Raw genomic sequence first — 14,393 nt, forward strand, 5'->3', positions numbered from 1 at the left:
AAGTCAAGCAGACGAACCAACACATGAAGCCAATCTGGATAGTCGACGACGATCAATCCATCCGCTGGGTCCTTGAAAAAGCACTGGCGCGTGAGAGCCTGCTGTCGCGCAGCTTCACCAACGCGCGCGATGCACTCAATGCGCTGGATGAAGAAACGCCGCAGGTGCTGATTTCAGACGTGCGCATGCCGGGCGGCTCGGGGCTGGACCTGCTGCAGGCCATCAAGGCCAAGCATCCAGGGCTGCCGGTCATCATCATGACCGCGTATTCCGACCTGGACAGCGCCGTGGCGGCGTTCCAAGGCGGCGCCTTCGAATACCTCGCCAAGCCATTCGACGTGGATCGCGCGGTCGAACTGATCCGCCGCGCGCTGGAAGAAAGCCTGCGCGAGGAAGAGATCGACGATCGTCTGGGCGATGCGCCCGAGATTCTCGGCCAGGCGCCGGCCATGCAGGACGTGTTCCGCGCCATCGGCCGCCTGTCGCAGTCGAACGTGACGGTGTTGATTACCGGGGAATCCGGTACCGGTAAGGAACTGGTGGCCCGTGCGCTGCACAAGCACAGCCCGCGCGCGAGCGGTCCGTTCATCGCCCTGAATACGGCGGCGATCCCGAAAGACCTGCTCGAATCCGAACTGTTCGGCCACGAGCGCGGCGCCTTCACGGGCGCGCAGACCATGCGCCGCGGCCGCTTCGAGCAAGCTGAAGGCGGCACGCTGTTCCTCGATGAAATCGGTGACATGCCGTTCGACCTGCAGACGCGCTTGCTGCGTGTGCTGTCGGACGGGCACTTCTACCGTGTGGGCGGACACAACCCGCTCAAGGCCAACGTGCGCGTCATTGCAGCCACGCACCAGAATCTTGAAACGCGGGTCAAGGACGGCCTGTTCCGCGAGGACTTGTTCCACCGCCTGAACGTGATCCGCCTGCGCCTGCCGGCGTTGCGTGAGCGCCCGGAAGACATCACGCTGCTGGCGCGCCACTTCCTGCAGAAGAGCGCCAAGGAACTGGGTGTCGAGCCCAAGCGCATGTCGGACGACGCGCTCGCACATGTCGCGACGCTGCCGTTCCCGGGCAACGTGCGTCAGCTTGAGAACCTCTGCAACTGGCTGACCGTGATGGCGCCGGCGCAGACGATCGAGATCAAGGATTTGCCGTACGACCTCGTCAGCGGCAACGCACAGGCGCTGCCGGCGGCAGGCGACGTGGGAGGCGTGCGGCCGGTGTTCGTCGGCGAGCCTTCGTATGGCGGTGAGCCGTATGGCACGGGGCTGCCCAGCGACGCGCTGACGGCCACCACCGCTGCAGGGGCGTCGGTCTCGGCGGGTTGGGAGCGCGCGCTTGCGGGCGAGGCCAAAGCCATGCTCGAAGCCGGTCAGCCCGAGGTCATGGATGTCCTCACACGCCGTTTCGAAAAGGCCATCCTCGAAGCCGCGCTTGGGGTCACGCGCGGGCGCCGCGTGGAAGCCGCAACGCGCCTGGGCATCGGTCGCAATACGATCACACGCAAATTGCAGGAGCTCGGCTTCGACTGACGCGTTGTCAGCAAGCCGGCCCCCACCGAATATCGTCGAGCTTGGCGATTGGGATTGGGCGGATTTCCGAGAGGGAGTCCGCCCTCTTTTTTTGGGGGGAGCGGGGGCGCTTAGTGCAGATGGTGCTTCAGGCGCGATAGCTCATCGTGCGTGCGCATGACGGCGGAGTGCACGCTGTGGTCGATCTTGCCTGCGCTCTGGCATGCCATCTTGGCGCGGTCGGAGGCGGCTTCCAGCTGGTCAACGGCCTGCACGAGTGCCTGCGTGTCCTGGGTGTTCTCCAGCCGGGCGTGGCATTGGCGTGCTTGTTCATCCAACTGCTCGACCGATTGCTTGAGCGAGTCGGGCACGCCCTGCTGTGACATGCACAGCTCAGACAGTTGGGCGATGGTGTGCTCGGCGTGCTCGAGTCGCTGTCGAATTTTCTGGGTTTGCATGAGAGGCTCCTATCGGATGGAAATCGGATCGGAAAGGGGGCGCCGCATGCCATGTAGTCGTCACACGCACCACGATGAGGCGTGTGCGTGACGCAAATCGGTGCGGCGCACTAACGTGGCGCAAATAGCGTGCCGCGTGCGCGCACCGATACGTGAGAGGCGTCGGGGTGAATCTGAGAAACGGCTGACGGCCGCCCGCCGCTGTTCGAGCCGGCGGCCGTGTCGTCAGCCGCGTGGGGCGGGAAGCGCGGGTGCGCGTGCCCCAAGAATGCGCTCGGCCACTTCTGCAAAACCGCCGCCGCCTTCGGCCATAGTCAGGTAGGCCGGCGGCATGGGCAGCGTGTCGATCACGTCCGCCACATTGGCCACACCGACTGAGAGCGGGAAGAACTCGAACATGGCCGCATCATTGGCGGAGTCGCCCACGAACACCCAGCGCTCGCGCTCGTCATGCAGGTCGATGCCGAAGGCGCGGCGGGCGAGCGCCACGCTGGCGCTCAGCTTGTCGTGCCGGCCAAACCAGCCGTTGACGTGGATGGAGCTGACCGTGGCATGCATGCCATGCGTGCGCATGATGTCGACGATGTGCTGCACCGCGTTCTGCGGCAGCGGCGGGACTTGCTCCGCATGGTCGACGGCCAGGTCGGCGGCGTGCCAGGCTTGGTCGGTTGCCAGCGCAGAGCCCGGCACCGCCCGCATGACCTCCGCACCGATTTCGCGAATGCGTTCGAGGTTACGTGCGCGCGTCTGGGCGTCGTCAACGAAATCGGTGGTCAGGTGCCCGCGTGAATCGATGCGCATGGCAAACGCGCCGTTCTCACCGATCACGGCATCGACCGGCCACAGCCGCGTGATGACTTCGCACCAGGCAATCGAGCGGCCGGTGACCGGCACGACCTTGATGCCCGCGCGGTGCAGTCGCTCCAGCGCGGAGTACGCCTGGGCCGGCAGCTTGCCGCGCGTGGTGAGCGTGCCGTCCACATCGGTGAATACGCCAGTGATATTGCGCAGCGCATCATCCGGGAGCTGGTGCAAGGCCAGCGGGACGCGCCGGGCAGCGATCACCGGGGTGGCTTCAGGCGCGGAATCGGGCGAGCCGGCAGAGGCGGACGGGGTGGAGGAGGTCGGCGGAGCGAGCATGCTGCGTGTGCAAAAAGGGATGGCTTCAATCCATTCTAACGGCCGTTGCAAGCCAAACCTTGGAGGGAATTCCCAATTTCTTTATGACAGAAAGACACGTAACATCCCGCTGTCATAAAAATGACCGACCGTGCCTATACAGTCGGCGCGCCGTGGGCGGAGCGAGGGAGCCCGCCGGGTCGAAACCAGGAGAAATGATGTCGATCAAGAAGATTGCGGGGGCGGCGGCAGTGCTGGCCGCGTGTACGTTTGCGCAGGGCGCGTACGCAGTGACGGAAATCCAATGGTGGCATTCGATGGAAGGCGCCTTGAACGACAAGGTGAACGAGATCGCCACCAAGTTCAACGCCAGCCAGTCCGACTACAAGATCGTGCCGGTCTACAAGGGCCAGTACGACGAATCGCTGGCGGCGGGCATCGCGGCCTTCCGCGCCGGTAACGCCCCGGCCATCCTGCAAGTGTTCGAAGTGGGCACCGCCACCATGATGAACGCCAAGGGCGCCATCGTTCCGGTGGCCAAGATCATGAAGGATGCCGGCGAGAAGTTCGACCCGAAGGCCTACGTGCCGGCCGTAGCGGGCTACTACACGTCGAACAAGGGCGAGATGCTGTCGTTCCCGTTCAACAGCTCGACGACGATCATGTATTACAACAAGGACGCCTTCAAGAAGGCCGGCCTTGACCCGAACAAGCCGCCTGCAACGTGGCAGGAAGTGGCCATCGACGCGGCCAAGCTGAAGGCGGCCGGCGTGCCGTGCGGCTACACGACCGACTGGCAGTCGTGGGTGCATCTGGAAAGCTTCTCGGCCTGGCACAACGTGTCGTTCGCCACCGAGAACAATGGCTTTGGCGGCGCCAAGGCTCGCCTGAATTTCAACGGCCCGGTGCAGATCAAGCACATCGAGAACCTGCTCGACATGCAGAAGAAGGGCTACTTCACCTACGCCGGCCGCAAGGATGAACCGAAGGCGAAGTTCATCGCGGGTGAGTGCGCCATGCACACCGGTTCGTCGGCGGCGCTGGCGAACATCCGCAAGAACGCCAAGTTCAACTTCAGCCCGGCACCGCTGCCGTACGAAGCTGGCGTGGCAGGCGCGCCGCAGAACACCATCATCGGCGGCGCTTCGCTGTGGGTGATGGGCGGACACAAGGCTGAGGAGTACAAGGGCGTGGCGAAGTTCTTCACGTTCCTGTCGCGTCCGGACGTGCAGGCTGACTGGCACCAGTCGACTGGCTATCTGCCTGTCACGCTGGAAGCGTATGAGCTGACGAAGAAGTCGGGTTTCTATGACAAGAACCCGGGCGCCGACGTGGCCGTCAAGCAGATGATCGTCAAGACGACCGACAAGTCGCGCGGCATCCGTCTGGGCAACTTCCCGCAGATCCGTCAGGTGATCGACGAAGAGCTGGAAGCCGTCTGGGCCGGCAAGAAGCAACCGAAGGAAGCACTGGATACGGCTGTGTCGCGCGGCAACGAGTTGCTCGTCCGCTTCGAGAAAACCGTCAAGGAATAAGCGCCTCGTTAGCGCTTGTCGTCAACCGCCGGCCTCGTGCTCCTGCACCGGCCGGCGGTGCGTTTTTGGAAAGTCGCATGGAAAAACGCGTCGTTTTTCGATCGCGCTGGCTGCCGTATGTGCTGGTGGCCCCGCAGATCGTCATCACTCTGGTGTTCTTTTTCTGGCCCGCGGGCCAGGCGCTGTATCAGTCGCTGCTGCGCCAGGACGCCTTCGGTATCAACCTCGAATTCGTCGGGCTGGAGAACTTTCACGATCTCCTGACGGATCCGACCTATCTCGGGTCGTTCAAGACCACCGCGCTGTTCGCCATTGGCGTGACGTTCGTGGGCCTGGGCACCTCGCTGGCGCTGGCGTACTTTGCCGACCGCGCCTTGCGAGGCGCCACGTTCTACAAGACGCTGCTGATCTGGCCGTATGCGATTGCGCCGGCCGTGGCCGGCGTGCTGTGGAGCTTCCTGTTCAACCCGACGCTGGGCATCGTCTCCTTCCTGATCCGCAAGATAGGCGTGGATTGGAACTACGTGCTCAACGGCGAGCAGGCGCTGTTCCTGGTTGTCGTCATCGCGGCATGGAAGCAGATCAGCTACAACTTCCTGTTCTTCCTGGCGGGTTTGCAGAGCATTCCCAAATCGCTGATCGAAGCGGCGGCCATTGATGGCGCCGGGCCGTGGAAGCGCTTCTGGTCGATCGTCTTCCCGCTGCTGTCGCCTACCACGTTCTTCCTGATGGTGGTGAACGTGGTGTACGCGTTCTTCGACACCTTTGCCATCATCGATTCGGTTACGCAGGGTGGCCCGTTCAAGGCGACCGAGACGCTGGTCTTCAAGGTGTACCAGGACGGCGTGCGCGGGCTCGATATCGGTGGATCGGCTGCGCAGTCGGTCATCCTCATGGGCCTGGTGATCGTGCTGACGATCGTCCAGTTCCGCTACGTTGAACGCAAAGTCCAATACTAAAAGGAGGGCAAAGAACCATGATTGAACGCCGTCCATTCCTGGACTTCCTCACCCACGTTGTGCTGGTCCTGGGCGTGATGATCGTGGCGTTTCCGGTGTATGTGGTCTTCGTCGCGTCGTCGTTGACGGCCGAAGATGTGCTGCAGGCACCGATGACGCTGATCCCCGGTCCGCACCTGATCGAGAACTATCGCACGGTGCTTACGCACGGCATGGGCAACTCTGCCACGCCGGTCGGCACCATGTTGATGAACAGCCTGATCATGGCGCTGGGTATCTCGTTCGGGAAGATCGCCATCTCCATCATCTCGGCCTTCGCGATCGTCTATTTCAAATTTCCGCTGCGCAAGACGTTCTTCTGGCTGATCTTTGTCACGCTGATGCTGCCGGTGGAGGTGCGCATTCTGCCGACGTACAAGGTGGTGTCGGACCTCGGCATGCTGAACACCTACGCCGGGATGACGATTCCGATCATCGCGTCGGCCACGGCCACGTTCCTGTTCCGGCAGTTCTTCCTGACGATCCCCGATGAACTGGCCGAAGCCGCGCGCATCGATGGCGCGGGCCCGCTCAAGTTCTTCTGGGACGTGGTGCTGCCGCTCTCGCGCACCAGCATTGCGGCGCTGTTCGTGATCCAGTTCATCTACGGCTGGAATCAGTACCTCTGGCCGCTGCTGATCACGACTGAACGGAACATGACCCCCATCGTGCTAGGCGTGACCCAGATGATCTCCCGCTCCGGCGATTCCGCCACCGACTGGAACCTGCTGATGGCTGTCGTGATGCTGGCCATGCTGCCGCCTGCGGCAATCGTGATCGGCATGCAGCGGTGGTTCGTGAAGGGCCTGGTGGAAACCGAGAAGTAAAAGAATAGAAGACTCAAGATGGCAAAACTGTCTCTACGTAACGTTCAGAAGCACTACGCCAACCTCCAGGTCGTGCACGGTATCGACATGGAAATCGGCGATGGGGAATTTATCGTCATCGTCGGGCCTTCGGGTTGCGGCAAATCCACGCTGCTGCGCATGGTGGCGGGCCTGGAGCCCATCACCGGTGGTGAGGTGTGGATCGGTGAGCGCGTCGTCAACGAACTGGAGCCTGCCGAGCGTGACATCGCGATGGTGTTCCAGAACTACGCGCTGTATCCGCACATGAGCGTGTTCGACAACATGGCCTACGGCCTGAAGATTCGTGGTCTGCCCAAGACTGAGATCCAGGCGCGTGTGCAGCAGGCTGCGGGCATTCTCGAACTCGGCAAGCTGCTCGATCGCAAGCCGCGTCAGCTCTCGGGCGGCCAACGCCAGCGCGTGGCCATGGGCCGCGCGATCGTGCGTGAGCCGGCCGTGTTCCTGTTCGACGAGCCGCTCTCCAACCTCGATGCCAAGCTGCGCGTGCAGATGCGCCTGGAGCTGAAGGACCTGCATCGCCGCCTGCGCACCACCAGCCTGTATGTGACGCACGATCAGGTCGAAGCCATGACGCTGGCCGATCGCATGATGGTGCTCAACGGCGGCCGGGTCGAGCAGATCGGTACGCCGCTCGAGGTGTACTCGCGCCCGGCCAGCACGTTCGTGGCCGGCTTCATTGGCTCGCCGCCGATGAACCTCGTGCCCGTGTCCCGCCAGGCGGGCGAGGGCGCACAGATCCGGGTGGATGGCGCGAAGGAGGGCGACGCTGCCGCGACGCTTGGCCACCTGCCGATGGGCCTGCACTTGCCGGAGCGCGCTTTGATGGGTTTGCGCCCAGAGCATATCGAGCCGTGCTCGGCTGACCAAGCCATTGCCTTCGTGGATGTTCGCGTGGTCGAAGCCCTGGGCGCCGACGCGTTTGCGTATGGCTCGCTGGCGGGTCATCCGATTGTGGTTCGCCTGGAGCCGCACGCTGGCGTCAAGGCGGGTGACAAGCTGCCCATCACCACCTCGGCCGAGCATCTGCACTGGTTCGATCCGCAAACCACTCGCCGTATCGAGGCACTGGCATGAGCGACGCTCGGTCCTTGCCGGCCTGGCCGTATCCGCGCGCCATCGCACACCGGGGTGCGGGCAAGCTGGCGCCGGAGAACACGCTGGCTGCATTCCGCCACGGCGCCTCGTTCGGCTATCGCATGTTCGAGTTTGACGTGAAGCTCTCGGGCGATGGTGTGGCCGTGCTGCTGCACGACGCCACGCTCAATCGCACCACGAACGGTCGCGGCCGCCTCGATGCGCTCACGCTGAGCCAGATCGCGCAACTGGATGCCGGCAGCTGGCACAGCCCGGCCTACGCCGGCGAACCGGTGCCCACGCTGGCCGGCATCGCTCGGTACCTGCGCGCAAATGACTTCTTCGCCAACATCGAGATCAAGCCGGTGCCGGGCGCGGAGTGGCGCACGGGCGCAGCGGTGGCGCTGGATGCGCGCACGCTGTGGGCCGATGCCGATGTGCCGCCGCTGTTGTCGTCGTTCTCGGAAGAAGCACTGGCCGCCGCACGCGATGCCGCTCCGGAATTGCCGCGCGCATTGCTGCTCGACAAGTTGCCCGGCGATTGGCTTGACCGCCTGCGCGCGCTCGACTGCGTGGTGCTCGATGCCAACCACCGCGAACTCACGCCTGAAATCATTGCCGAGGCACATGCCGCCGGCTTCCGCGTTTGCTGCTATACCGTCAACGATGTTGACCGTGCACAACTGCTGTGGGGCGCGGGCCTGGACGGTTTGATCACCGACTGGGTCGATCGAATTTCGCCTGCCGGAATGTGATCAAAACGGTTCTTTGACGTGGCAAAACAACGTGCCGTTGTCACGTCAAAGAATCAGAATATTGCTTATAAACGTGCTATGCTTCCCGCCCGTGAAGACTTAGGTCCTTCCCGCACAACTTGTCTGTAAAAGCTGTCTCGGTGCCTCCTTTTTGCCATGCGCAATCCGGCCCGATCAGGTGATTTCAGGCGATTTAGTTTGCGATCCGCTAACCGGTCAAGCCGTGTCGCGGAAGGTTGATGAACCCGCTGAACTCCGGCAGACCCGGAGAAAAGTGAGCGCCCCATGACTGAGCTGTATAAGCAGTACCTGGACACTTCGTACCTGTCCGGCGGCAATGCCGCCTACGTTGAAGATCAGTACGAAGCGTACCTTCAAGATCCCACGTCCGTTAGCGAGGCACTGCGCGCGTACTTCGATGCGCTGCAGAACGTCCCCGCCGTCGACGGTTCCAACGCCCGGGATATCCCTCACGCCCCCATCGTCACCTCGTTCGCTGAGCGCGCCAAGTCTGGCCCGATCAAGACGATCGTCGCGTCTGCCGATTCCGACATGGGTCGCAAGCGCGTGGCAGCGACGCAACTGGTGGCTGCCTACCGCAATGTGGGCCTGCGTTGGGCCGATCTTGACCCGCTCAAGCGTCAGGAGCGCCCCCCGGTTCCGGATCTGGACCCGGCTTTCTACGGTTTCACCGAAGCCGACCAGGACATCGTTTTCAACGCCAGCAACACGTATTTCGGCAAGGAATCGATGAGCCTGCGCGAGCTGCTCAACAACCTGCGCGAAACGTACTGCGGCTCGATCGGTGCTGAGTTCATGTACATCAGCGACCAAGCGCAGAAGCGCTGGTGGCAAGAGCGTCTGGAAACCATCCGCTCCAAGCCGACGTTCTCGGCTGAAAAGAAAAAGCACATCCTGGAACGCCTGACGGCCGCTGAAGGCCTTGAGCGCTTCCTCCATACCAAGTATGTCGGTCAGAAGCGCTTCTCGCTGGAAGGCGGTGAGAGCTTCATCGCGGCCATGGACGAAATGATCCAGCGCGCCGGCGAGAAGGGCGTGCAGGAAATCGTGATCGGCATGGCCCACCGCGGCCGTCTGAACGTGCTGGTCAACACGCTGGGCAAGATGCCGGCTGACCTGTTTGCCGAATTCGAAGGCAAGCACGTGGACGACCTGCCGGCCGGCGACGTGAAGTACCACAAGGGCTTCTCGAGCGACGTGACCACCCCGGGCGGCCCCGTCCACCTGTCGCTGGCGTTCAACCCGTCGCACCTGGAAATCGTCAACCCGGTCGTGGAAGGCTCGGTCAAGGCGCGCCAAGAGCGTCGTGACGACAAGCACGGCGCGCAAGTGCTGGCTGTGCAGGTGCACGGCGACGCGGCCTTCGCAGGCCAGGGCGTCGTCATGGAAACGCTGAACCTCGCGCAAACGCGTGGTTACGGCACGGGCGGCACGATCCACATCGTCATCAACAACCAGATCGGCTTCACGACGTCGGACCCGCGCGACTCGCGCTCGACGCTGTACTGTACCGACGTCATCAAGATGATCGAAGCGCCGGTGCTGCACGTGAACGGCGACGATCCGGAAGCTGTCGTGCTGGCCATGCAACTGGCCATCGACTTCCGTACCGAGTTCCAGAAGGACATCGCGGTCGACATCATCTGCTTCCGCAAGCTCGGCCACAACGAGCAAGACACGCCGGCGATGACGCAGCCGCTGATGTACAAGAAGATCGGCACGCACCCCGGTACTCGCAAGCTGTACGCAGACAAGCTTGTCACGCAGAACACGCTGAAGGCCGAAGAGCCGGACGCTCTGGTGCAGGAGTTCCGCGCTGCCATGGACGCCGGCAAGCACACCGTTGACCCGGTGCTGTCGAACTTCAAGAACAAGTTCGCGGTGGATTGGCTGCCGTTCCTGAACCGCAAGTGGACGGACTCGGCCGATACGGCTGTGCCGATGGCTGAACTCAAGCGTCTGGCTGAGCGCATTACCGCCATCCCTGATCACTTCAAGCTGCACCCGCTGGTTGAGAACGTCGTCAACAACCGCGCCAAGATGGGCAAGGGCGAGGCGTCGCTGGACTGGGGCATGGGCGAGCACCTCGCATTCGCCTCGCTGGTGGCCTCGGGCTACCCGGTGCGTATCACGGGTCAGGATGCTGGCCGCGGTACGTTCACGCACCGCCACGCCGTGCTGCACGATCAGAACCGTGAGCGTTGGGACGCCGGCAGCTACATCCCGCTGCAAAACGTGTCGGAAAGCCAGGCGCCGTTCACCGTGATCGACTCGGTGCTGTCGGAAGAAGCCGTGATGGGCTTCGAGTACGGCTACTCGTCGGCCGAGCCGAACACGCTGGTGATCTGGGAAGCCCAGTTCGGCGACTTCGCCAACGGCGCGCAGGTCGTGATCGACCAGTTCATCTCGTCGGGTGAAGTGAAGTGGGGCCGCGCCTCGGGCCTGACGCTGATGCTGCCGCATGGCTACGAAGGCCAAGGCCCGGAGCACAGCTCGGCACGCCTGGAGCGCTACCTGCAGCTCTGCGCAGACCACAACATGCAAGTGGTGCAGCCGACCACACCGGCACAGATCTTCCACCTGCTGCGTCGCCAGATGATCCGGATGTTCCGCAAGCCGCTGATCATCCTGACACCGAAGTCGCTGCTGCGCAGCAAGGACGCAGTGTCGCCGCTGACCGATCTGGCCAAGGGCCACTTCGAGACGGTGATCGCCGATACGGCAGAAGATCTGAACGCCGCCAAGGTCAAGCGCGTCGTGGCGTGCTCGGGCAAGGTCTACTACGACCTGGTCAACGCTCGCAAGGAGCGCGGCCAGACCGACACCGCCATCATCCGTGTGGAACAGCTGTATCCGTTCCCGCACAAGGCGTTCGCGGCCGAGCTGAAGAAGTATCCGAACCTCGCCGAAGTGGTGTGGTGCCAGGACGAACCGCAGAACCAGGGCGCCTGGTTCTTCGTGCAGCACTACATCATGGAGAACATGGCTGAAGGCCAGAAGCTGGGTTACGCAGGTCGTCCGGCCTCGGCGTCGCCGGCGGTGGGTTACTACGCCAAGCACAACGAGCAGCAGAAGGCGCTGATCGATGCGTCGTTCTCCAAGCTCAAGGGCTTCGTGCTGACCAAGTAAGCGAGATCAGCTTCAGGGCGGTGGCAATGGCTACCGCCTTGGTGCATCTTCACTCCCGAATAACGCAAATGAATTGAAGCGCTGGCCCGCCCCGCCAAACAGGGTTGCAGGGGCAGCGCGCACATGAATCCAAGGAACCATCGAAATGGCTATTGTTGATGTCAAGGTCCCGCAGTTTTCCGAGTCCGTCGAAGAGGGCACGCTGATCTCCTGGAAGAAGAAGCCGGGTGAAGCCGTGGCCGTGGACGAAGTCCTGGTCGAAATCGAGACCGACAAGGTCGTGCTGGAAGTGCCGGCGCCGTCCGCTGGCGTGCTGGCTGAAGTGCTGGTGGCTGACGGTGCGACCGTCACGTCGGAACAACTGCTGGCGAAGATCGACACCGAAGGCAAGGCTGGCGCTGCTGCCCCGGCCGCTGCTGCACCGGCTCCTGCTGCTGCCGCTCCGGCACCGGTTGCCGCCGCTCCGGCCGCTGCTGCCACCGGCGGCGTGGCGATGCCGTCGGCTGCCAAGCTGATGGCCGAGAACAACCTTTCGGCTGGCCAAGTGGCCGGCACGGGCCGCGATGGCCGCATCACCAAGGGCGACGTGCTGGGTGCCGTGGCTGGTGGTGCCAAGCCCACGGCCACGACCGCGGCTGCCGCTCCGCAAGCCGCGCGTCCGGCGCTGCAGCAAGTGGCTGCTCCGGTGGACTTCGCCGCCCTGGGCGACCGTCCGGAAGAGCGCGTGCCGATGAGCCGCCTGCGCGCCCGTATTGCCGAGCGCCTGGTGCAATCGCAATCGACCAACGCCATCCTCACCACCTTCAACGAAGTCAACATGAAGCCGGTGATGGACTTGCGCGCCAAGTTCAAGGACCAGTTCGAGAAGACCCACGGCGTGAAGCTGGGCTTCATGTCGTTCTTCGTGAAGGCGGCTGTGCACGCGCTGAAGAAGTACCCGGTCATCAACGCGTCGGTGGACGGCAACGACATCGTCTACCACGGCTACTTCGACATCGGTATCGCTGTCGGTTCGCCGCGCGGCCTGGTGGTGCCCATCCTGCGCAACGCCGACCAGATGAGCCTGGCCGACATCGAGAAGAAGATTGCTGAATTCGGCCAGAAGGCCAAGGACGGCAAGCTGACGCTGGACGACCTGACCGGCGGCACGTTCTCGATCTCGAACGGCGGTACGTTCGGCTCGATGCTGTCGACCCCGATCATCAACCCGCCGCAATCGGCCATCCTGGGCGTGCACGCCACGAAGGACCGCGCTGTGGTGGAGAACGGTCAAGTCGTGGTTCGCCCGATGAACTACCTGGCCATGTCCTACGACCACCGCATCATCGACGGCCGCGAAGCCGTGCTGGGCCTGGTCGCCATGAAGGAAGCGCTGGAAGATCCCGCACGCCTGCTGCTGGACCTGTAATCGACCGCGTTGATGACACGAGACGCCGCCCACGCTGTGCGGCGGCGTCCGAATCGAGGATTTCTCCATGAGCAAAGAATTTGACGTGCTGGTGATCGGCGCCGGCCCCGGTGGCTATATCGCCGCCATCCGCGCTGGCCAGCTGGGCCTGAACGTGGCCTGCTGCGAAGACAACGCCTACGACGATCCGAAGGGTGAACCGCGCCTGGGCGGCACCTGCCTGAACGTCGGCTGCATTCCCTCGAAGGCGCTGCTGGCCTCGTCGGAAGAGTTCGAGAACGTGAACCACCACCTGGCCGACCACGGCATCACGGTGGAAGGCGCGAAGGTCGACGTGGCCAAGATGCTCAAGCGCAAGGACGACATCGTCAGCAAGATGACCAAGGGCATCGAGTTCCTGTTCCGCAAGAACAAGGTGACGCTGCTCAAGGGCCGCGGCAAGTTCGTCGGCAAGACCGACGCTGGCTACCAAGTGGAAGTCGCAGGCAAGGCCGGCACGGAAGTCGTGACCGCCAAGCACGTGATCATCGCCACGGGCTCGAAGGCTCGCCATCTGCCGAACGTGCCGGTCGACAACGTGATCGTTGCCGACAACGAAGGCGCACTGAAGTTTGCCGAAGTGCCGAAGAAGCTGGGCGTGATCGGCGCTGGCGTGATCGGCCTGGAGCTGGGCTCGGTGTGGCGCCGTCTGGGTTCGGAAGTGACGATTCTCGAGGCGCTGCCGAGCTTCCTCGGCGCGGCGGACGAATCGGTTGCGAAGGAAGCCAACAAGCTGCTGACCAAGCAGGGCCTGAAGATCAACGTCGGCGTGAAGGTCGGCGAGATCGAATCGTCGGCCAAGGGCGTGAAGGTGAACTACACCGACGCTGCCGGCGCTGCGCAAGTGCTCGAGTGCGACAAGCTGATCGTGTCGATCGGCCGCGTGCCGAACACAGACGGTCTGGGTCTGGAAGCCATCGGTCTGGCGACGGACCAACGCGGTTTCATCGAGGTGGATGACCACTGTGCAACCAAGCTGCCGAACCTGTGGGCGATCGGCGACGTGGTGCGTGGCCCGATGCTGGCGCACAAGGCAGAAGACGAAGGCGTGGCCGTGGCCGAGCGCATCGTCGGCCAGAAGCCGCACATCGACTACAACTGCATTCCGTGGGTGATCTACACCTTCCCGGAAATCGCATGGGTTGGTAAGACCGAGCAGCAGCTCAAGGCCGAAGGCCGCGAGATCAAGGCTGGCCAGTTCCCGTTCTTGGCCAACGGCCGTGCGCTGGGCATGGGTACGCCGGAAGGCTTCGTCAAGGTGATCGCCGATGCGAAGACCGACGAAATCCTGGGCGTGCACATCGTTGCTGCCAACGCGTCGGATCTGGTGGCCGAAGCTGTGGTGGCGATGGAGTTCAAGGCTGCGGCGGAAGACATTGGCCGTATCTGCCACCCGCACCCGTCGATGTCGGAAGTGATGCGCGAAGCTGCGCTGGCTGTCGACAAGCGTCAGCTCAATATGTAATCGCTTGTC

11 protein-coding genes are annotated in these 14,393 nt (G+C 63.3%); 9 read left to right on the forward strand and 2 right to left on the reverse strand.

The window, feature by feature from the left end; genetic code table 11:
* Positions 1 to 23: 23 nt before the first annotated feature.
* Positions 24 to 1,535 carry a nitrogen regulation protein NR(I) gene (gene ntrC, locus ACS13N_RS14265; protein WP_438932236.1) on the forward strand — a complete coding sequence of 504 codons (1,512 nt, stop codon included), beginning with the start codon at positions 24 to 26 and terminating at the stop codon, positions 1,533 to 1,535.
* A 110-nt stretch (positions 1,536 to 1,645) separates the two neighbouring features.
* On the opposite strand, the gene ACS13N_RS14270 is transcribed toward ntrC, so the two are convergent.
* Together ACS13N_RS14270 and ACS13N_RS14275 are read right to left on the reverse strand one after the other, a co-directional pair.
* Complete coding sequence (locus ACS13N_RS14270) at positions 1,646 to 1,972, reverse strand: hypothetical protein (RefSeq protein ID WP_438932237.1); 327 nt, start codon at positions 1,970 to 1,972, stop codon at positions 1,646 to 1,648.
* 225 nt (positions 1,973 to 2,197) lie between these two features.
* On the reverse strand, positions 2,198 to 3,112 hold the full coding sequence (locus ACS13N_RS14275) for an HAD-IIB family hydrolase (protein ID WP_438932238.1): 915 nt from the start codon (positions 3,110 to 3,112) through the stop codon (positions 2,198 to 2,200).
* Positions 3,113 to 3,309: 197 nt separating this feature from the next.
* On the opposite strand from ACS13N_RS14275, the gene ugpB reads away from it, so the two are divergent.
* The 8 genes from ugpB (at position 3,310) to lpdA (ending at position 14,384) form a co-directional block, all read left to right on the forward strand.
* Entirely contained in the window at positions 3,310 to 4,626 is a 1,317-nt protein-coding gene (gene ugpB / locus ACS13N_RS14280; RefSeq protein ID WP_438932239.1) for a sn-glycerol-3-phosphate ABC transporter substrate-binding protein UgpB, read from the forward strand.
* 77 nt (positions 4,627 to 4,703) lie between these two features.
* Complete coding sequence (gene ugpA / locus ACS13N_RS14285; RefSeq protein ID WP_438932240.1) at positions 4,704 to 5,585, forward strand: sn-glycerol-3-phosphate ABC transporter permease UgpA; 882 nt, start codon at positions 4,704 to 4,706, stop codon at positions 5,583 to 5,585.
* Between the two features lie 17 nt (positions 5,586 to 5,602).
* A complete protein-coding gene (gene ugpE / locus ACS13N_RS14290; RefSeq protein WP_438932241.1) occupies positions 5,603 to 6,451 on the forward strand; it encodes a sn-glycerol-3-phosphate ABC transporter permease UgpE in 849 nt (282 codons plus the stop codon).
* An 18-nt stretch (positions 6,452 to 6,469) separates the two neighbouring features.
* Complete coding sequence (locus tag ACS13N_RS14295) at positions 6,470 to 7,567, forward strand: sn-glycerol-3-phosphate import ATP-binding protein UgpC (protein WP_438932242.1); 1,098 nt, start codon at positions 6,470 to 6,472, stop codon at positions 7,565 to 7,567.
* Positions 7,564 to 8,322: a glycerophosphodiester phosphodiesterase gene (ugpQ, locus tag ACS13N_RS14300; protein ID WP_438932243.1), complete on the forward strand. Its 759-nt coding sequence runs from the start codon at positions 7,564 to 7,566 to the stop codon at positions 8,320 to 8,322. Before ACS13N_RS14295 ends, ugpQ begins: the two co-directional genes overlap by 4 nt.
* A 285-nt stretch (positions 8,323 to 8,607) precedes the next feature.
* Complete coding sequence (locus tag ACS13N_RS14305; RefSeq protein ID WP_438932244.1) at positions 8,608 to 11,472, forward strand: 2-oxoglutarate dehydrogenase E1 component; 2,865 nt, start codon at positions 8,608 to 8,610, stop codon at positions 11,470 to 11,472.
* Between the two features lie 145 nt (positions 11,473 to 11,617).
* A complete protein-coding gene (gene odhB / locus ACS13N_RS14310) occupies positions 11,618 to 12,880 on the forward strand; it encodes a 2-oxoglutarate dehydrogenase complex dihydrolipoyllysine-residue succinyltransferase (RefSeq protein ID WP_438932245.1) in 1,263 nt (420 codons plus the stop codon).
* 67 nt (positions 12,881 to 12,947) lie between these two features.
* Entirely contained in the window at positions 12,948 to 14,384 is a 1,437-nt protein-coding gene (gene lpdA, locus ACS13N_RS14315) for a dihydrolipoyl dehydrogenase (protein ID WP_438932246.1), read from the forward strand.
* Positions 14,385 to 14,393 lie beyond the last annotated feature (9 nt).

It is taken from the genome of Ralstonia sp. 24A2 (assembly GCF_051783885.1).
In the GTDB taxonomy this organism is placed as follows: Bacteria; Pseudomonadota; Gammaproteobacteria; order Burkholderiales; family Burkholderiaceae; genus Ralstonia.